We start from the raw sequence: 19,935 nt of genomic DNA on the forward strand, positions 1-19,935 counted from the left end.
CTACAGAAGCGCTCAGCGCGCGAAAAGGTCGAGCTCGGCGACACGCTGCAGTACTCGATCATGATGCGCAACGTCACCGATTTGAATCTGACGCAGCTGACGCTGACCGACCGCCTGCCGCCGGGCTTCACATATCTTAAGAACACCGCCAAGCTCGATGGTGTCGCCATCGCCGATCCGGCGGGTGGTAAAGGCCCGGTGCTGGACTTCGCCATCGACGGCTTGAGCGCCACCGAACGCACGCTGACTTATCGCGTCGCTATCGGCCCGGGCGCGATGGAAGGCGACCGCACCAACCGCGCCAAGCTGACCAGCGCGGTGCCGGCTCGCAAGATCAGCAACGTCGCCAGCGTCAAAGTCGATGTCGACGGCGGCGTGTTCGACGATCGCGCCTATGTGCTCGGCAAGATCTTCGCCGACTGCAACGCCAACTCGATTCAAGACGCCGGCGAACCTGGCCTGCCGCGCGTGCGCCTTTATATGGAAGATGGCAGCTTCGTCATCAGCGACGGCGAAGGTAAGTACAGCTTCTACGGTGTCTCGCCGCGCACTCACGTGTTGAAGGTCGACTCGACCACGCTGCCCGCCGGCCTGACGCTCGAAGCGATCTCACATCGTCATGCGAAGGACGGCAAGAGCCAGTTCGTCGACGTTCAGCGCAGCGAAATGCATCGTGCCGATTTCGCAGCCACGGGTTGCACTGACTCGATCCTGCAGACCATCAGCGCCGCCAGCCGCGGCTCCGAAGATCCTACTTCGCTCAACAGCGGCCTGGGCCGTGAGTTGAATCTGGGTTTACAGAATGAATTGAAGCCCGAAGGCGAGCCGGATGCCGGCGACATTCGTGGCCTGTCCGCCAGCGGCGTCATCGGTGAAGCAGCGACGGCGCGAGTGCCGTCGAAGCCGGTTGGCGCGGTTACGCCGGCGGTCCTGACTCCGGAGAATGCAGCGGCGGCCAAGATCATACCTGCGGCCGTCGTGGCTTCGCCCATTGATATCGGCGCCACCATGTTGCAAGCCATGATGACTGGCGTCGACGGCAGCCTGGACTACATCGGCCTGATCGACGGCGACCAAGTCGGCACCACTCAGATCGCCGTGCGCGTGAAGGGTACCGCCGGCTCGACGTTCGACCTGACCGTTAACGACGCGCCAGTGTCGACCGATCGCGTCGGCGCTCGAGTCACCGATCGCGTGCGCAAGCTGGAAGCTTGGGAATTCGTCGGTGTCGAACTGCATCCGGGCCGCAATGCCCTGAAGCTGGTCCAGCGCGATCCGTTCGGCAACGCTCGTGGCATTCGCGAAATCGTGCTGATCGCGCCCGATCAGATGGCCCGCGTGAATCTGAAAGTGCCTGCCGAAGGCGTGCCGGCCGACGGCGAACAGATGGCTGTGATTCGCGTCCAGCTGGAAGACCAGCACGATGTCATCGTCGCGGCTCGCACGGCGGTCACGCTCGAAACCACGCTCGGTACTTGGGAAGTCGAGGATCTGGATCCGAACGAGCCGGGCACCCAGGTGTTCATCGAAGGCGGCCAGGGCCAGTTCCGCCTGCGTTCGCCGATCGCCCCGGGCACCGCCAAGATCGCCGTCACCAGCGGCCGCTTCACCAACGAAGCGCAACTCAACTTCTTGCCGGCGCTGCGCCCCCTGATCGGCGCGGGCTTGATCGAAGGCACGCTGGATCTGAGCAAGTTCGACATGAAGGCGATGACAGCGGCGCGCCGTGAAGACGGTTTTGAAGAAGAGCTGCGTCAGTTCTCGGCCCGGGATGGCGAACTGACCGGCGGCGCCCGCGCTGCCTTGTTCCTGAAAGGCAAAGTTCGCGGCGACTACTTGTTGACGCTCGGCTATGACTCGGAAAAGGATTCACGCGAACGGCTGTTCCGTGACATCCAACCGGATCGTTTCTACCCGGTGTACGGCGACAGCTCGGTCAAAGGTTACGACGCCCAGTCCACCTCGCGCCTGTACGTGCGCATCGACAAGGATCGTTCCTATTTGCTTGCCGGCGACTTCACCACCCAAAGCCTGAGCCTCGAGCGCAAGCTCGGCGCTTACAACCGCAGCCTCACCGGCGTGAACGAGCGCTATCAGCGCGGCCCGGTGGCGATCAACGCGTTCGCCAGCCACGACAATGCCCGGCAGGTGGTGCAGGAAATTCCGGCCAACGGCACCTCCGGCCCGTTCTTCCTGAGCAACACCAATGCGCTGGAGAACAGCGAACAGATCGAAATCATCACACGCGACCGCGACCAGCCGGCCGTGATCATCAGCTCCGTGCCTCAGCAGCGCTTCAGCGACTATGAAGTCGAAGCGATGAGCGGCCGGATCCTGTTCCGCGCACCGATCCCGTCGGTGGACGCGAATCTGAACCCGATCTTCATCCGCATCACTTATGAAGCGGAACAGGGCGGCAAAGAATTCTGGATCACCGGCGTGGATGCGCAGATCAAGCTCAACAAAGTGATCGAAGTGGGTGCCGCGGTGATCGACGACCAGAACCCGGAAGACCAGCGCCGCATCTACAACAGCAACGCCATCCTCACGCTGGGCGAGCATACGCAGCTGGTCGCCGAGTACGCGCAGACGCGTCCCGGCGATGCCGAGAGCGGCAGTGGCGAACGCGTCGAGTTCACGCACGACGGCGCCGACCTGCAGGTTCGTGCCTTCGCCGGCCACACCGACGCGGCGTTCGACAACCCGTCGTCTTATCTCTCTGCGAATCGCGAAGAAGCCGGCGGCAAGGCCAGCTACTCCATCACTGAGCGCTTCCGCGTGCTGGGCGAACTCCTGCACAGCGCCGATGTGACCAACGACGCGACCCGCACCGGTGCGCTGCTCGGCGTCGAGCAGAGCTTCAGCCACAACGTCAAAGCCGAGCTCGGCATGCGTCGCGTGAACGATGAATCCGCGACCGGCGAAACTTCCGAGACCACCAGCGTGCGCACCAAGGTGACCACGCCGCTGCCGTTCTCCAAACGCGCCACGGTGTTCGGCGAGTACGAGCAGGACATCGAAGTTTCCGACAACAAGGTGGCCGCTGCCGGTGGCGAATATCGTCTGGCCGGCCGCAGCCGCCTGTATGCACGCCACGAGTTCATTTCTTCGCTCACCGGCCCGTACGAGCTGGATCCGAGCAAAGAACGTAACACCACCGTGTTCGGCGTCGACACCAACTATCTCGCCGACAATCATGTGTTCAGCGAGTATCGCATCGCCGATGTGATGAGCGGTCGCGAAGCTCAGGCGGCGATCGGCTTGCGCAACGGTTGGCAGCTGACGCGCGGCGTGCGCCTCCACACGACTGCTGAGCGCGTCGATGCTCTCGACGGCACTTCTCAGAACGAAACTTCGTCGGTCACTGGCGCTCTCGAATACACGCGTAACCCGCTGTGGAAAGGCACGGCGCGCCTGGAACTTCGCGACTCGAGCAACGGCGACGGCATGCTGTCGACGTTCGGCCTGGCCAGCAAGCTGTCGGAAGAGTGGACCTTCCTCGGCCGCAACGCTTATGCCGTGACTCGCAACCAAGGCCAGAACGATCGCATTCAGGAGCGTCTGCAGTTCGGCTTCGCCTACCGCGACAGCGCCACCAACCGCGTCAACGGCCTGTGGCGCTACGAGCTCAAGAACGAAGAAGGCGTCGAGCTCGACATGAAGCGCTTGGTGCACATCTTCTCCACCCACATGGATTATCAGTACGCCGCGCACACCGTCGTGCGTGCTCAGTACTCTGCCAAGTTTGCCAAGGAGACCACGATCGACGGTCGCTTCACCAGCAAGGCGCACTTGGTCGGCGGCCGCGTCACTCGCGACTTGGGTACGCGCTTCGACGCCGGCCTGCATGTTCGTGCGCTGATGAGCGAAGCGTTCTCGTCCGGCCAGGGCGGCGTCGGCGCCGAAGTCGGCTACTTGATGGCCAGCAACCTGTGGCTGTCGGCCGGCTACAACGTGATGGGTTTCCGCGATGACGATCTGGCGGCCGACGAGTACACGCGTCGTGGCGCTTACCTGCGGTTGCGCTTCAAGTTCGACGAATCGTTGCTGGGGCGGCTGCAATGATGGCGACCCGCTGCAAAATGAGCTGTGGCTGGTTGCTGGCGGTGCTGCTGGTGATAGCGCCGCTGTTCAGCGGCAACTCGGCACAAGCGGCTTGCACGAGCCAAGGCTGCGTGCTGGCGGGACCTCGGCTTGCGACCATCGATACCACGCAAGGCCCGTTGCTCAACGCCCTGCTCGGCAATCTTCTCGGCTCGAGCGTCAACGTCAATCTGCTGGATTGGCAAAACATTGCCGGCGGTAACATCAACGTCGCACAAATGCTGAATCTGTTACAGGTTCCGCTGAGTGTGTCCACGCCAGCGCAGACGCTGACCGCTAACGCCACTCTATTGCAGGTCCTGACTGCAGCGGCCGGCGCCTCCGTCGGCGGTAACGCCGCGACGGTGGCCGCTTCGCTCGCCAACATCGCTGTGCCGTTGAGCGTGCCCATCAACACCATTCAACTTGGCGACCTACTCAAGATCACCGGCGCAGCGGGCCAGACCAGCATCAATGCGTTGGACCTGGTGATGGGTTCGGTGCAGCTGTACAACTATCGCAACGTCGTCACCACCAACACCCCGGTGACGATCGGCGTCGCCGGTGTCACTGGCGTGAACAACATTACGCTGGCTGCGCAAGTGGTCGAGCCGCCGACTTATGTGTGTGGCCCGACCGGCACGGCGTTCCATAGCGCCGCGATTCGCGTGAAGTTGAATCTGACGCTGCCTGCACAAGCACCGCTGCTGAACGTTCTCGACAGCATTCTGGGCGTCGCCAACTCCAGCGTCACGCTCGGCTCGGCAATTTCCGTCTACGTCGAAGTGGCTCGCGCCGAAGGCACTCTCGGCACGATCAACGCCCTGTCGAATACGTTCAGTGCGCAGGTCAGCCCGGGCGTCGCCGATTTGTACATCGGCTCGATCTCGGACAACGTGTTCTTCAATCGCGTAACGACTCTCAGCCAGGCGAGCTTCACGCCGGCGCCTTTCGGCACCCTGAGCTTGACCGCGCTGGGCATCGTGTCCGTCACCGGCACCATCGGCATCAAGGCTTACGCACGCGGTGGCTTGCCGTCACCGACGAACATGAACTTCAGCCCTCCCTACTCGCAGACACAGACTGCGTACACCGGCGCGGGCTTCGCTGCGGGACTGGTTACTACGCTACTCAGCAATCTCAGCGTCACGGTGACGCTGAACTTGTTACCTATATTGAATCTGGATCTATCCGTCAGCGGACTGTTGAAACCCATCATCAGTGGTGTGCTGTCGCCGATCCTCACCACGTTGACCAGTGTGGTGATCGATCCGCTGCTGAATCTGCTCGGCATCAAGCTCGGCGAAGCGGTCGTCACGGCCTACGGCACTTATTCGCTGTGCGGCGTGACCGGTAACGTTTATAGCGATGCCAATCACAACTCCTTCAAGGACTCCACGGAAAGCGGCACCGGGCAGACGCTGTACGCCAAGCTCATTCAGACGTCTTATCCGACTCGTGCGCTACAAGTCGCAACCGTGAACACGTCGACGGGGGCGTACAGTTTCAGCAACGTTTCGACTGACACTTACTCGGTGCTCATCGATAACAGCAACACCGTCACCGACGTGGTCGTGACCATGCCGACCGGCTGGATGCCGACGGAAGTGCCGACCATGATTCGTTCTCTGTCGGTTGCCACGCGCGACGAGCCGAATCAAAACTTCGGCCTGTTCAATGGCAGCAAGCTCACTGGCCGCGTGTTCCGCGATGACGGCACCGGCTCTGGCAGCATCGCCAACAACGTGGTTCGCGAGGTCAATGAGACGGCGCTGCCGGGCGTTCCGGTGCGCATCACCAACAGCGCAGGCAATACGATCTACGACTCGACCAACACGCTGGACGACGGCGCCTACACGCTGTGGATTCCGGCGGCAGCTGGCGCTACGTCCCTGAAGCTCACCGAGACCAACACCGCTTTGTATATTTCCACCGGTGCAGCGGTCGGCAACACCGGCGGCACCTACGACCGAGCCACCGACACGATTACGTTCACCAACGCCATCGGCACTGTGTATGCCAACGTGAACTTTGGCGACGTGCCGGCCAACCGGTTCGACACCGACGGCCGGCAGAGCGTTCTGCCCGGCAATGTCGCGTTCTATCCGCATCGCTTCGTTGCTGGCACGACCGGCGTCATCACTTTCACTGGCAGCGCGCCTGCGACCGCCGGCTGGAGTTACACGCTATTCCAGGACTTGAACTGCGATGGAGCGATCAATGGCGCCGATGCTCGAATCACCGGCGGCATCGCAGTGGTCGCGGCACAGAATGTTTGTATTCTGGCGCGTGTGTTTGCTTCGGAGACTGCCGCGTACAACGAGCAGTATCCGTTGACGCTCAGCGCCACCTTCGCACTCGCCAACAGCGCGCTGTCCGATGCGCTGGCTCGCAACGATCTCACCGTCGTCGGCGATGCCGGCGAAGCAGGCTTCCTATTGACCAAGGCCGTCGATCGCGCCACCGCGCTGCCGGGCCAAATCCTGATCTACACCATCACCTACACCAACCGTAGCCTCGGCCCGCTGACTACGATCAAGATCTACGACACGACACCTGACTACACGGTGTTCACTTCCGCCGCGTGCGGCACGCTCGCTACCGGCCTGACTGGCTGCACGCTCACCAAAGTCCCCACCGTCAGCACCGCAGGCGCTATCGAATGGACGCTGGCCGGCAGCTTGCTGCCCGGCGCGACCGGAACGGTGACGTTCCAAGTGACGATTCAGTAAAAACTCCGGCGTTGGCGGCAGTACACTCTCGCTTCGATGCGCGACGAGGACACTGCGATGGCCGCCTACATGGTTTGCACGATGACGATTCGGGATCCGGAGACTTTCCGAAAGTACTCGGATCACACGCCCAATACGCTCTCGAAATACGGTGGCCGCTTTCTGACTCGCGGCGACCCAGTGACCACGTCGGAAGGCGCACCCTTCAATGAACGGATGGTCATCATCGAATTCCCCGACCGCGCTTCCGCTGAAGCTTGGTACAACGATCCCGAGTATCAACGCCTCTCCGAGTTTCGCCGCGCGGCGACCAGCAGCACTCGCATGATTCTTCAAGAAGGCCGCGCCGATCAGACCGCACCCGATCCTCGCGTTTGAGCTTGCTGACTATTTGTCAGCGGCGTATGCAACCCAACCACGAAACGTGAAGCCCGCGTAGAACAAACTCACGTCCGTGAATCCTCCCTCGCGCAGCATCGCCTCGTCCTGCTCCGGCGACAGGATCGGTAGCTGCGCGCTAATCGCCGCTCTCGCGTTCTCTACTTTCTCGCGCTCAACACCCGACGACACCGCAAAGCTGACGTATCGCGACAGCCAAGTCGATCTTTCTGGCTCACTTTGAGGAAAGCTCAGATGCGCCACCACCAGCGGCGCCCCCGGCTTCAGACGGCGATGAATCTGCTTGAGGGTTCGCAGTCGTTCCTCCGGCTTCACGAAGTGCAGCGTCAACAAACAAGCCGCCGCATCGAACGGCCCTTCCGGCGCGACATCGATGTAGCCCTGATGAAGCTGCACACGCTGGCTAAGCGACCCTAACGTACTCTCCGCCAACTTCAGCATCTCAGCGGCTGGATCCACACCATCGAATCGCCAGCCCAGCTGATTCTGCGCAAACACCTTCAATTCCAACCCACCGCCCGCGCCCACCACCAACACCCTGGCATCCGTCGGTGCCTTTTCAGCAAGCAGTAACATCGCCATCCGCTGCAGATCGGCGAACCCCGGCACCAGCCTGGGCGGCCCCTCGGCGTACTTCGCCACCGCGTCGGGATCTTTGAAAACATCAGTCGCTGTAGTCATCGCCAGTACCTCGAGCTTGAGGCAGTCAGTGTACCCACAGCTGTCAAGAGCACGGCTAAAGCACTGATTTCCGCTGACAGCCAGGCTGGAGCGCCGCCGCGGTTTACTCGCCCCGCCCGGCTTCTATAAGATCCGCCGCCTCTATGAATCCCGTCGTCAACATCGCCGCGTACAAGTTCCTGCCGCTCGACAACCTCAGGGGGTTGCGGGCTCGCTTGCAGCAGTTGTGTGCCAAAGAAGAGCTGAAAGGCAGCATTTTGCTCAGCCCGGAAGGCATCAATCTGTTCGTGGCCGGCGGCGAACAGCCGATCGAACAGCTGCTGGCCGAACTGCGCAGTTGGCAGGGGCTCGCGGATTTGCAGCCGAAGTTCAGTCATACCGATCATCAGCCGTTCCGCCGCATGTTGGTGCGGATCAAGAAAGAGATCATTGCGTTCGGCGTGCCGGGGATCGATCCGGCGAGGCGCACGTCGCCGAAGCTGGCGGCGGCGCAGTTGAAGCAGTGGCTGGACGAAGGCAAACCAATCACGCTGCTGGATACGCGTAACGACTACGAGATCAAGCTCGGCACGTTCAAGAACGCGCTACCGATTGGCATCGATCATTTCCGTAACTTTCCTGAAGCGGTGGCGAAACTGCCGGAACAGTTGAAGGAACAAACGGTAGTGATGTTCTGCACTGGCGGCATCCGCTGCGAGAAAGCCGGGCCGTTCATGGAGCAGGCAGGCTTCAAGAATATTCTGCAGCTCGACGGTGGCATCCTGAAATATTTCGAGGACGTCGGCGGCGAGCACTACGACGGCGAATGTTTCGTGTTCGATCAACGCGTGGGACTCGACCCGCGGCTCGGCGAGACGCAGTCGACGCAATGCTTTGAATGCCAATCGCCGCTGACGGAAGCAGAGCAAGCCCATCCGCATTATGTGTGGGGCAAGTCGTGTCCGTACTGCTTCAAGACACCGGCCGAGCAGATGGCAGCCAACATCGCTCAGCGGCACGAAGTCATCCAGCGATTGGTGAAGCCGCTGCCGGGCAGTCAGCCGTACGATCATTTCAGACCGGTGAATGTGCCAGCGGATTGCGATGGCGAGACCATCGTCGAAGTGCTGTACCGCGTGGTTCGATACATTCCCGTTGAAGTCTGGGTACAGAAGTGCGCGGACGGTTTGATCCTGACTGCAGACCACCAGCCGGTCGCCGCCACGCATCGAGTGAAGTTTGGCGAACGTTATTTGCATCGTTTGCCAGCCGTGATCGAGCCGGCTGTGAACATGGATGTGCGCATCCTTTACGAAGATGAAGCACTCGTCGTCGTGAACAAGCCGGCGCCGCTGCCCATCCACTCGGGCGGACGTTTTTATCGCAACACGCTGCAATGGTTGTTGTTCGACGTGTACGCGCCCCAGAAACTGCGACCGGCGCATCGCCTCGATGCGAACACCACCGGCGTGCAGGTCTTCACACGCACTCGCCACTTCGCGGGCCGCGTGCAGGATCAGTTCGCGCAGACGCAGGTTGAAAAGGTTTACCTCGTGCGCGTCAACGGTCATCCCGACGCCGACGAGTTCACTTGCACGGCACCGATCAGCAGCGAGCCAGGCAAGCTCGGCTCACGCAGCGTCGATCCAGTCGCAGGCTTGCCGTCGCACACTGACTTCAAAGTGCTGCAACGATTCGCCGACGGCACAGCGTTGCTCGAAGCACGCCCCCGCACCGGCCGCACCAATCAGATTCGAATCCATATCGCGCATCTGGGCTGGCCGGTATGCGGCGATCCGGCCTATCTCGTTGGCAGCGAAGTGGGCGACGTGCAAACGCTCAGCATCGATGCGCCACCGCTGTGCCTGCACGCGGCCAAGATTACATTCAAACATCCGGTGAGCCGCCAGCCTGTGACATTCAAAGCGCCACCGCCGGCCTGGGCCAGCTCCTAAGGGGCACTTGCCGGCCCGGCGGCGCGCGAGTACGCTTTGCTCCCTTCATTCCCCAACCCAGGAGAGGTCAAGAGAACTATGACTGTGCGAACCGCGATCTCCGTCGGGTTGATGCCAGCCACTGCAGTCAGCGCTCGCCGCTAACTTCAGTCATGCCCGCCACGCGGCGGGCCCTGCGTTCACCCCAGCGTCGTAACGCCCGTTCCTCACACGAGGAGCGGATGTCGTGTCGCGTTCATTTTTTGGGGTTCACGCATGTCATCTTCCGCTTTTTCCCTGGCGCGCCTGGGTTGGCGCCCGTTTCATTCCCAACAACTCACGTTACAAGATCTCGAAACCGCTCATCCCGCACGCGTCACCGGCGTGCATCGTAATGGGCTGGTCGTCATTTCCGAGCAGGGAACGACCACCGTCACCTTGGCACCACGACTGCTAGAAACGCTGGAGCTGCCGATTACCGTCGGCGACTGGGTGTTGATCGAGAACGATGCGCCTCGCGTGCAACGCGCGATCGCGCCCTATTCCGTCATCAAACGTCAGGCCGCGGGCACCGACCATCGCGTGCAAACCATTGCAGCGAATCTGGATACGTTGTTCGTAGTTACCTCCTGTAACGACGACTTCAATCCATCTCGTCTGGAACGCTATCTGGCGGTGGCATTCGAAGCGCAGGTCGAGCCCGTGATCGTCATCACCAAAGCCGACCTTTGCGACAGTCCGGAGCCGTACATCGAGCAAGCCAACGCATTGGGGACGAGCGCGGCTGTCGTAGCCGTGAACGCTATCGAAGAGTCGACGGCCGAGAAACTCAGTCAGTGGCTACAACCCGGCCAAACAGTCGCCTTCGTCGGTTCGTCCGGCGTGGGCAAATCGACGCTGGTGAACACGCTGATAGGTAAGTCGGCTCAGGACACCAGCGGCATCCGCCAAGACGACAGCAAAGGTCGTCACACCACCACGTCGAGAGAAATGTTTGCGCTCGACGACGGCACGTGGGTCATCGACACACCGGGCATGCGAGAGCTGAAGATCGGCGCGGTCGATGCCGGGCTGCGAACCGTGTTCGACAATATCGAAGCGCTCGCCGCGCAATGTCACTTTCGAGATTGCCGACACGAGGCCGAAACAGGTTGTGCTGTCATCGCGGCCATCGAGGCTGGGGAACTCGACTCACGCCGACTCGCCAGTTACCAAAAGTTACAACGCGAAGCGGCGTTGGCGGGAATGTCGAATCGCGAGCGCCGCGCCCGCGATCGCCACTTCGGCCGCATGACCAACTCGGCCATGCGTATCAAGGAGAAGTACAAACGGTAGTTACTTCGCCGCCTTATCCGGATACTTCTCCAGGACCGTCGCCACCACTTCGCGCGCCTCATCCTCATTCAACTCTGCTTTGAGGAATGAGGCGTCGACGGAGCCGCTCCACACTTGCGCGTTCTTCGCAGTGTCGACCACGTCGATGGTGAATGTGCCGGACTGCTCGGCACGCTTGCCGATGGGCAGGCTGATACCAATACCGCCGCCGATGCCGCCAGAGCCGCCGCCTGCGCCCACACCCACTCTAGGCTTGTTCTTGGCGACCTCGTGCATGTCGAGCACATAGGTGACGCGGCAGTCGCCCTTCTCTGTCACTTCGCTGTAGCCCTTGGCCTTGAGCTTGGTCATCACTTCGCTCTTCACCCGCTGCTCGGTGAACGAAGCCGGCTGCTGAGGCGTCGGCAACCATTCGAAGCTCTGGCAATTCGGCAAACCGCTTTCAGCCATATCGACGCGCACACGCGACGGCGCAGTGGCCGAGCAACCTGCCAACATCGCCACACCCAGCGCCAAACCAGAAGACCACACAACGGTTTTCATAACAGCCTCAAGGATCGTATTCGTAATGCCACGGCTCGTAGGGCGATTCCAGCGGCCCGCGAAAGTTACTGCCAGCCATCGCCGTCTGCAATTTTTTTGTCCAACCGGGCGTATCCCAATTGCGTTTGACCGTGGCCGTTTCAGTGGGTGCCACGATGGCCTTGCCCTTCATGATCTGAAAGTCGATGGCTCGCAGTTGGCCGTGTCGAGAAATCCCCGGCGCGGCGAGCGGCGCGGCCGTCGGCGGACGCCACTCCGTCAGGAATTGTTTGAAGCGCTGCACTGAAGCGGCCCGCTCGGGCGAGCCGTAGCCCGGCTTGCCAATTTCGGCCAAGGCTTGCTGGTGCAATGACGCCGCCACTTTTGCCACGGACTTGTTGGAGTTGAAGCGAGTGACTTGCAACTCCAGGCTGCGCGCTTCGGTATTGGCGTACAAGGTATATCCCGGATTCTGGGCTTCGAAGCGCGCTCTCACTCGCTCCGTCTCCTCGAGCAAGGCTCGATACTCCGGCGAACGCGCATGCGCCTGGATGTCGTCCGTCGACCAGCTCCAACGGCTGCGCAGCTCATCGCCCGCGCGTAGATACGCTCGCGCCGCCAGCAACCTGCGCGGCGTGCCGTCAATTTCTTTCAGCGTCGCCGCCACCTTCTCGGGCAGGCTGGCGGCAATGTGTTGCAAATAGCTATCGAGCGCAGCGTCGCTCGAGGCGCACGCGAACTGCAGCGGCGCAAGCAGCACAGCGACCAGAGTCACGATGCCGATGCGCCTCAGCATCACATCGACGGTGTCACGGTCGACGGCGTCTCGACTTCCTTCTCGATGACGATGGAACCCTTCAGCACCAGCGCGGCAATCGCGCCGATGGCGGCGAGCTGCGGCGCGAGCAAGGTGCCCACGACGCCCAACGTCAACGGAATGTCGATCAATACTCGACCCTCCTCGTTCTTGATGATCACGCGCCGCACGTTGCCGGCACGGATGATCTCCTTGATCTTGCTCAACAGAGTATCGCCGCTGAACTGAAATTCTTCTGAACGCGGTGGCTCGTTGCGGGTGGAATGTGTCTCGGTCATGGCAGTGCTTCCTCCGGTACTCATCCGATCAACTCCTTCAACTTGGTGTGTCCCGTGCGCGACATGGGCAGCTTGGTGCCATCCGCGAGGATGGCCAGCCAGCTGTCCTTGCCGTACAGGTCGATGCGCGCCAGGCGTTCCACGTTCAGGATGAACGAGCGGTGGATACGCACGAAACGCGTGGGATCCAGCTGAGTTTCCAAATCGCTCATGGTTTGCTGCTTGCGCAGCCGCTTGCCGCCGGCAGCGAACGACAGGTAATCGTCCTGCGCCTCGATGAAGTCGATGCGATCCAGTGGTAAGACATGCACGCGGCCTTCATGACGAATCAGGATGCGCTCCAGCGTGCGTCCGGGCGGTCGGGCAGAGGCCGACAATTCTTCCGGCGACGGTGCCGGCGTTTTGTTCCGAACTCGTGCGGCCGCTCGCTCTACAGCCGCAGCCAATCGCGGCGGCTCCACTGGCTTCAGCAAATAATCCACGGCGTGTACTTCGAAAGCGCGCAACGCGAACTCGTCGAAGGCGGTGGTAAAAATCACAGCAGGCGCGCGTTCGCCCAGCAGCTCCAGCACTTCGAAGCCGGACAGCTTGGGCATCTGGATGTCCAGAAACATCAGATCGGGATTGACCTCTTCAGCCAGCTTCACCGCTTCGAAACCATTGGCCGCCTGGCCGACGATTTCTATCTCGGGCAGCGTGGCCAGGTGTTCGGCCAGAATGGAGCGGGCCAGGGTTTCATCGTCGACGATCAACACACGCACTGGAGCTTCCTTTAAGTCGTTGCCGTCTGATTGGTAACCGCAGGCAGCAGGATCGACACTCGAAACGCAGTCTCGCCGGCATCGACATCGACACTGGCACGGTGGCCGCACAATGTTTCCACGCGCGAGCGCACGTTTACCAGGCCGACACCGGTGCTACGCGAAGGCGGTCGATCCGGATCGCAAGGATTGGCGACCACCAACTCGAGAAAACCTTCGCGACGCCGCGCCTGGACACACACTTCGCCGCCTTCCAGCAAATGCGCAACGCCGTGATGGACCGCATTCTCCACCAGAGGTTGCAACATCAGCGGCGGCACGGCCACATCTTTCACGTCATCGGCGATGTCGAAACTGGCGCGCAATCGATCGCCGAAGCGCACCTTCTCGATGGCCAGAAAAGTTTCGGCCAACGACACTTCTTCGGCCAATGGAATGGCCTGTTGCCGAGCCAGAGTCAAACTCTTGCGAAAGAACTGCGCCATTAGAAAACACATCTGACGCGCGGCCTGCGTGTCGTTGCCAATCAGCGCGGCGACCGAGTTCAAGCTGTTGAATAGGAAATGCGGATCGAGCTGTGCACGCAGCGATTTCAGCTCGGCCTCACGCGCCAGCACTTGCAACTCGAGCGCGCGACGCTCGGCATTGCGTGAGCGTTGAAACGCGCCGGCGAGATAATGGCCCAGCACCGCGAGCGACATACCGATGGCCCCGGCGAAAATCAGCAACGGCAGTAAGCCCGCTGCGGATTCAGGATACACCTCGCCTTCAGGCACCAGCCACATGGCCCACGCGTACGCGATGGCGATCCACACGACCAGCGACACCAGACCTGCAATCGTCCAGATGATGGCCATGCGCGTCACCGGCGTATCGTCCGCCGGCATGGCCTGCACCACGTACCAGAACGACAACGATTGCAGACCGAGCGCGATAGCTACCGGCACTGCAAATTCCAGCGACCAGGCCAAGGGCGCGTTGCCGCCGAACACGAACACGACGGTGAGCAGCAGCCCGAACACCACCCACACGCCCAGATACAGCAGCAGGCGGCCGCGGTTTTTGAAAATCGGGTGCATTAATTTTTGATCTCGACGCCGGCCATCACGATCATGCCTTTGACGATCAGATGTTTGGTCGGCACGACGCTGGTGGGGCGCCGTTTATCGATGAAGCCGGCCATCAAGGTCGTGACCTCGCTGGTCACGGTCCAATCCGGTGGCACGTAGATTTCTACGCCGCCCCAGAAGGCGAATACTTCGATCACCGCGGTGTCGCCGACCATGCGTGCGCTGGTGAGATCTAATTTGATGCCGCCCATCACGGCGTTGAGATCGGCGCCGCGGAACGGTCTGGAAACAGGGCGCAGCTCGTGACCGGAAAGCATTGCGAAGGAGCGCACGTATTCGGACTGATCGCCCGCCGTAGCGCCGGCGAAGTTGTTGGTCGAGCCTGAGTTGGGTGCCGCACCTGGGCTTTGCGTCGAGCCAGAACTCTGCAAGCCGCTGGTGCCAGTAGTCGTATCAGGCTTCTCGCCACGCGGCGGTCCGCTCAACGAACGAAATACCAGCACACCGCCCACGAACAACAGGATGCCCGGCAACAACAACTGGCCGAGGCTGACATGAATCCAACCGATCTTGTCGGCGAAGATCCAGAAGCCCACGGTGATCAACACCCAACCCCAGGCGCGACTGCGCTTGTGTTGCGGATGACGAATCATCGCTACGCCCACTGCCACGAGTGCTAGCGGCCACAGACTGCGCAATACATGTCGCGCTTCGAACCAACCGAGATTGTCGGCGAGCAGCGTGCCGCCGAGCAGGATGATGAGCACACCGACGATCAGCCGCGTCGAAAACACGTCGTGCTGGCCACGCTCGGAACGATGGTGCAATGGCCATTCGTGGCGCCGATCGTCGTCCGGGGGCAGGCCCAGATTCATGACAGACCCTTGTCCGAAGGGCTCGGCGGCGCCGGCTCGTCATGACGATGCAGGATGAAACCCAAGCCGGCCGCGATCACGAAGATGGGCCACGCGCCGCCCCAGCCCAAGCCCCACCAATTGAAAATACCGATCAGAAAATACAGGCCGGTGGCCAGCATCCACACCCCGCCGACGCGGTCCAAATGGCGGGTCGGCAGCGCCAGGCCCCACGCACCGAACGCAATCAGCAACCACGGCAAATATTGCCACCAGCCCACGGGCAGGCCATAGCCGAGGTTGACCGCCAACAGCAGCCCGCCCACCAGCAACAGCAGAATGCCCATCACCAGCCGGGAGCGGCGCGGCCGGTGCTGTGCGGATTCATCTTTCATCGAACAACTCCAACCGTCGCCGCCAGGGCGGACGGCCCGCAGGCGAGTACACGCAAATGGCGATGACGGACTGATGACCATGTACCGCCGAAAGTAAGGACTGCCGAGCTGGGTTGCCAGCAACTACCGGTGAATGGCGGATCGGTGCCGGTGGGCCGCTGGCCTCGTTGCCCGAATGCGACGCCCAGAGCTGGCCCAGGAGCCGGCCAGCATTGCTAAGATCCGCGGCCATGAAACGCTTGTCACGGAATGGTTGGGCCCTACTAGTGGTGTTGCTGGCCGGCTGCGGCGGCACGCCCTCCAAACAGGCTTCAGCCCCGCCCACTGCGGCCGAGGGCAACGATGCCGACTTATTGGCCGGCACCGCCTTGGCGATCTGGGGCACCAATCCCAACGCCAACAGCTCGCAGGCCTTGTCGCAGATTCAGAAAGCCACCAAGGCCGCTCCGGACCGACCGGAACTGCTGTGGTTACATTTACAACTGTGCCTGGAAGTGCCGGGCTGCGAGCCCGAGTCCATCGAGGCCCGGCTGCGCAAACTCGATCCCAGCAATGGCGCCGTGTGGACCGGCCCGCTGACTCGAGCCCAGCTCCGAGGCGACCCGCGCTCCGAGGAACAGATTCTGGAAGTGATGACCAAGGCGGGCTACTTCAATGTTTATTGGACCACGCTGGTCGCGAAGCTCACGCCACCTTTGAGCCGCACGCCGGTCGGTACTTCGGGTTCGGGGGCTCAAGCGATTCCGGCGCCGGTCGCCAATGCCATGAATGCCACCATCGGGTGGTTGTCGTCGCTGACCATTCCCGAGTTCAAGTCAGTGGGCGTGGCGTGCGATGAACAGCACATTCGCGAACCGGCCACCCGAGTGCGCTGTCAGCAGATTTCGCAGGCGCTGCAGAAGAGCGATACGACTTTGGCGGAAGGCATGGGGTTGGGCATTGCTCAGCGGCTCGCTGCGCCTAATTCAGCCGGGGCGTTGCAGTTGACCAAACAGGTGCAAACGTTGCGACACCAGAATCAAGCCGCCGGCGCGGTGGTGGCGGCGCAGGTGGAGAAGGATAAGTTTGCGGAGCAGATGCTGAAGCTGATGGTTCAGCTGAAGAGAGAGCAGGACGTCTCTCGTGCCATTCTTCGTTGGGCCGGGCAACCGCTGACGCCCTGATGTCGTCGGCCGCTATAGCGGCCGCCTCACCAGAAGTTGTTTTTTTATTTTCTCTTGCCCGGAATCAGGAGGGCTCGCGCAACGCCGTGCCGGCGTGCGCCGCTGCTAAAAAAATAAACTGCGGCGGCGTTATGCGGCGGCCGCTTGTTTCTCTTCCGGCGCGCCCAGGGCCGAGGCCAGGTCTCGCAACAGTTGCGCGAGGTCACCCGTCATCAGCGTGAAATCGATGTCGAACTGCTCGCCCGGGTTGGTGTTCTCACCGTCGGCCGGTGTGTCCTTGTCGATCAACAGGAACTCCACCTTCTTCACGTGCAGCTTCTCGTTCAGCACGAACGACACTCGATCCCGCCACGTGAGGCCGAGCCGGGTGGCAAACATGCCGCCGGAAATCTGCGCGCGAATTTCTTTGCCGTCCAACGGATGGCGCACATACCGAATCACCGGCTTGCTCTGATCGGCGGCCTGCAGTTCGCAGTCGTCGTCGATGGTGAAGGTGCTCGGGGCGTCGCCAAGCATCAGCCAGGCAGTGAGCGCCGAGGACGTGGAGCGTTCGGTTTCGAGCAGAGTCACCTGCAGGCTGCCCAGCGCGTCGCGCAAGGTCTCGACCAATTCCTCGGCCTTGCCTTCGCTGGACGCATTGACGACCAGCCAACCGTTCACGGGGTCGATCCAAGCGTGGGTGATGCGCTTGCGAGTCAACGCGCGGCCACGGAGCTCTTCGGTAACGCGCATCTTGAGTTCGCGCATCTGGCGGCGGCCGACGGGGTAGCCCTGCTCCTTGGCCATCTCCTTGGCGCGCTCGGTGGCGACCTGGCGGATGATGGAACCGGGCAATAATTTCTGGTCCACGCCCAGCGCAATCAGGTGCTGACCGTTGACGGTGTGCACATAGCGCTCCAGGTCACTGGAGAACACCCAGCCCTTGCTTTGCATGTCGAAGCTGCCGCAGGGCATGAGCTGGCGCGCGGCGAGTTTGTCTTCCAGCTCAGTCGCGGAGACAGACCAGTCGTCGGGCAGGCGATAGACGATTAGATTCTTGAACCACATGGGTGGGCGCCAGCGCAAAACCGCGGAGTATACGTGGCGTGCGCCGCTCGACCAGTCCTTGCATTTCCGGAAAAACTTCGGCCCTGATCTTGCTTCGGGCCTCGCCGCAGTAGCTGCGTCTATCACGTTCAATCAACACGGAATCGCCGAATTCGTGGGTCCGATAGCCGGCGCTGCTCATGGCGTCATCTGCGCGGCTCAGCGCAGCCTTGTCGGCGAACGACTGCAGAAGTTGGTAGTGGCTCGTGCCCGGCTCGTGAGTCCCGGACAGAATGGCGTCGACCACTCGTAAGCGCGTTTGGGCCCCGATGCGGAGGTTGGCGACGCTTTCGCCAGCCGCCACCGAGCCAAATGTGGCTGCGCTGTGCTCGAGCGCGCGCACGACGGTCGTGCCGATGGCGACGATCCGACGCTCTTCACACAGCGCGGCGGCAATCGCCTGCTCCGTCGCGACCGGGATGCGATACGGCTCATCCAACGGCAGCAACGCATCCAGCGCCGGATCGCCCGTGGAAGAAATTCCAGCTGCATGGGTGAGCGTGGCGAATTCGATGCCGCGCGCTTCGAAAGCCGCCAGCATCTGCCAATCCAGAGCGAAGCCAGCAGACGGCGCCTCATACGCGACTGGCACACCGGCAATCGCTGTCCACACATCCCAAAGCGCCAATGGCTCGCTCATGTGCGCGTATTGAATCGGCCGGCCGTGCGTGGCCAGTCCTCGCCAGAGTGCATCCGGTGACGATTCAAAACGCAGAGAGATCAAGCGCGGATGATCGAGCACTCGCTCGACACGCGCTGTCAATGAACCCAGCGTCAGTTCGTCGTTGATTTGGAACGCTGGCGGCAGCGGGCGATCTTCGGTTCGCGTGTGATAGTCGCCTGCACCGAACACAACAGCGATGAACCGCTGAGCATCGCGAGGTGCAAGCGACGGCTTGCCTGCGAGCCGTACTTCGATGCCATGACCGGTGCAAACATGCACGCCATGCAAACTCGCCGGCAACGTTGCGGCGTCATTGGCGATTACCAGATCGCCGGGACGCAACAGCTCATGCAACTGCGAGCGCGGCGCCTGGCGGATGTCACCGTTCTGGTCGATATATAACAAACGCGCCGTGGATGGGCGTTGCACCGGGCGGTCGGCCGGGATCATGACGCATGCCTCAGCGCCGGACGCGCCGGCAATAAATCACAAATGGTGTCCGCCAATTCGTGCGCCGCTTGCGCCGGTGGTTTGAGCGTCGCCGGATCGGCGTCGGGTAGTGCCGCAGCGTGCATGGGGGTGTCCATGTCGCCTGGATCGAGCGCGACGAAACGCACTCCTTGCGCCGACAGCTCTTCATTCCAAATGCGGGTCATGTGAGCAAGCGCCGCCTTGCTGGCGCTGTAAGCACCCCACTGCGGATAGGCGCTCACTGCCGCGTCACTGGAGATATTGAGCACCAGCGAGCCTTTGCCTTCCCTCGCGGACGCTGCGAGCGAGCCCAGCAATGCTTTGGTCAGTCGAAACGGGCCGAGCACATTGGTCGTCAACGCGCGTTCGAAGTCCTCGCATTGAGTGTCACCCAACAACGCGAGCGGCACCGGGCCGAGATCGGACGCATTGTTGATCAGCACATCGAGCCCGCCGAGCCGACCGGTGACTTGCAGAGCGATACGATGAATGTCGTGTTTGTTGGCAACGTCGGCGACGATGCCGTATGCGGATTGTTCCGCCGCCACCGCTGACACACGCGATGACGTGCGAGCGATCAGAGCAACTTGAGCACCGCGTTGCGTGAGCTCTCTGACCAGGGCCAAGCCGAGCCCGGACGTGCCGCCGGTGATTGCGATTCGCACGCCATGCAAATGACGCGCAGTTTCGGAGGGTCGTTGAGTTTGCATA

At 61.7% G+C, this 19,935-nt stretch carries 17 protein-coding genes; 6 read left to right on the forward strand and 11 right to left on the reverse strand.

Annotated elements, in window-relative coordinates; all coding sequences use genetic code 11:
- The 3 genes from JNL55_RS33600 to JNL55_RS33610 all read left to right on the forward strand — a co-directional run.
- Positions 1–4,065: DUF11 domain-containing protein (locus JNL55_RS33600; protein ID WP_293865142.1), on the forward strand; the 4,065-nt coding region annotated here is incomplete at its 5' end.
- Positions 4,062–6,815 carry a hypothetical protein gene (locus JNL55_RS33605; protein WP_293865144.1) on the forward strand — a complete coding sequence of 918 codons (2,754 nt, stop codon included), beginning with the start codon at positions 4,062–4,064 and terminating at the stop codon, positions 6,813–6,815. The genes JNL55_RS33600 and JNL55_RS33605, both read left to right, overlap by 4 nt.
- A gap of 57 nt (positions 6,816–6,872) precedes the next feature.
- Positions 6,873–7,193, forward strand: a complete 321-nt coding sequence (locus JNL55_RS33610) for a DUF1330 domain-containing protein (RefSeq protein ID WP_293865146.1) — start codon at positions 6,873–6,875, stop codon at positions 7,191–7,193.
- A 9-nt stretch (positions 7,194–7,202) separates the two neighbouring features.
- On the opposite strand, the gene JNL55_RS33615 is transcribed toward JNL55_RS33610, so the two are convergent.
- Positions 7,203–7,895 (reverse strand): class I SAM-dependent methyltransferase, encoded by a 693-nt coding sequence (locus JNL55_RS33615; RefSeq protein ID WP_293865147.1) that lies wholly within the window; start codon positions 7,893–7,895, stop codon positions 7,203–7,205.
- A gap of 143 nt (positions 7,896–8,038) precedes the next feature.
- Here JNL55_RS33615 and JNL55_RS33620 point away from each other — a divergent pair, with 143 nt between their 5' ends.
- On the forward strand, positions 8,039–9,829 hold the full coding sequence (locus JNL55_RS33620) for a sulfurtransferase (RefSeq protein ID WP_293865149.1): 1,791 nt from the start codon (positions 8,039–8,041) through the stop codon (positions 9,827–9,829).
- A 255-nt stretch (positions 9,830–10,084) separates the two neighbouring features.
- Positions 10,085–11,143 (forward strand): ribosome small subunit-dependent GTPase A, encoded by a 1,059-nt coding sequence (rsgA, locus tag JNL55_RS33625; protein ID WP_293865151.1) that lies wholly within the window; start codon positions 10,085–10,087, stop codon positions 11,141–11,143.
- On the opposite strand, the gene JNL55_RS33630 is transcribed toward rsgA, so the two are convergent.
- The 7 genes from JNL55_RS33630 to JNL55_RS33660 are packed head-to-tail and all read right to left on the reverse strand — an operon-like array spanning position 11,144 to position 15,840.
- Complete coding sequence (locus JNL55_RS33630; RefSeq protein ID WP_293865153.1) at positions 11,144–11,686, reverse strand: DUF4136 domain-containing protein; 543 nt, start codon at positions 11,684–11,686, stop codon at positions 11,144–11,146.
- Between the two features lie 7 nt (positions 11,687–11,693).
- Positions 11,694–12,461 carry a hypothetical protein gene (locus JNL55_RS33635; RefSeq protein WP_293865155.1) on the reverse strand — a complete coding sequence of 256 codons (768 nt, stop codon included), beginning with the start codon at positions 12,459–12,461 and terminating at the stop codon, positions 11,694–11,696.
- Complete coding sequence (locus JNL55_RS33640) at positions 12,461–12,760, reverse strand: DUF4342 domain-containing protein (protein WP_293865157.1); 300 nt, start codon at positions 12,758–12,760, stop codon at positions 12,461–12,463. Before JNL55_RS33640 ends, JNL55_RS33635 begins: the two co-directional genes overlap by 1 nt.
- 20 nt (positions 12,761–12,780) lie before the next feature.
- Positions 12,781–13,521, reverse strand: coding sequence for a LytR/AlgR family response regulator transcription factor (locus JNL55_RS33645; RefSeq protein ID WP_293865159.1), 741 nt, complete (start codon positions 13,519–13,521; stop codon positions 12,781–12,783).
- A gap of 11 nt (positions 13,522–13,532) precedes the next feature.
- On the reverse strand, positions 13,533–14,600 hold the full coding sequence (locus JNL55_RS33650; protein ID WP_293865161.1) for a sensor histidine kinase: 1,068 nt from the start codon (positions 14,598–14,600) through the stop codon (positions 13,533–13,535).
- Positions 14,600–15,466 (reverse strand): LiaF transmembrane domain-containing protein, encoded by an 867-nt coding sequence (locus JNL55_RS33655; RefSeq protein ID WP_293865164.1) that lies wholly within the window; start codon positions 15,464–15,466, stop codon positions 14,600–14,602. Before JNL55_RS33655 ends, JNL55_RS33650 begins: the two co-directional genes overlap by 1 nt.
- Entirely contained in the window at positions 15,463–15,840 is a 378-nt protein-coding gene (locus tag JNL55_RS33660) for a LiaF transmembrane domain-containing protein (RefSeq protein WP_293865167.1), read from the reverse strand. Before JNL55_RS33660 ends, JNL55_RS33655 begins: the two co-directional genes overlap by 4 nt.
- A 230-nt stretch (positions 15,841–16,070) precedes the next feature.
- Between JNL55_RS33660 and JNL55_RS33665 the strand changes: the two genes are divergently transcribed.
- Positions 16,071–17,003, forward strand: coding sequence for a hypothetical protein (locus tag JNL55_RS33665; RefSeq protein WP_293865169.1), 933 nt, complete (start codon positions 16,071–16,073; stop codon positions 17,001–17,003).
- 129 nt (positions 17,004–17,132) lie between these two features.
- Here JNL55_RS33665 and JNL55_RS33670 read toward each other — a convergent pair whose 3' ends face one another.
- The 3 genes from JNL55_RS33670 to JNL55_RS33680 are packed head-to-tail and all read right to left on the reverse strand — an operon-like array spanning position 17,133 to position 19,934.
- A complete protein-coding gene (locus JNL55_RS33670; RefSeq protein ID WP_293865171.1) occupies positions 17,133–18,050 on the reverse strand; it encodes a recombination-associated protein RdgC in 918 nt (305 codons plus the stop codon).
- Positions 17,989–19,203 carry an S-adenosylmethionine:tRNA ribosyltransferase-isomerase gene (locus JNL55_RS33675; RefSeq protein ID WP_293865173.1) on the reverse strand — a complete coding sequence of 405 codons (1,215 nt, stop codon included), beginning with the start codon at positions 19,201–19,203 and terminating at the stop codon, positions 17,989–17,991. The genes JNL55_RS33670 and JNL55_RS33675 overlap by 62 nt, the downstream gene beginning before the upstream one ends.
- Complete coding sequence (locus JNL55_RS33680; protein WP_293865175.1) at positions 19,200–19,934, reverse strand: SDR family NAD(P)-dependent oxidoreductase; 735 nt, start codon at positions 19,932–19,934, stop codon at positions 19,200–19,202. The genes JNL55_RS33675 and JNL55_RS33680 overlap by 4 nt, the downstream gene beginning before the upstream one ends.
- Position 19,935 lies beyond the last annotated feature (1 nt).

It is taken from the genome of Steroidobacter sp., assembly GCF_016790065.1.
Lineage (GTDB): Bacteria > Pseudomonadota > Gammaproteobacteria > Steroidobacterales > Steroidobacteraceae > Steroidobacter.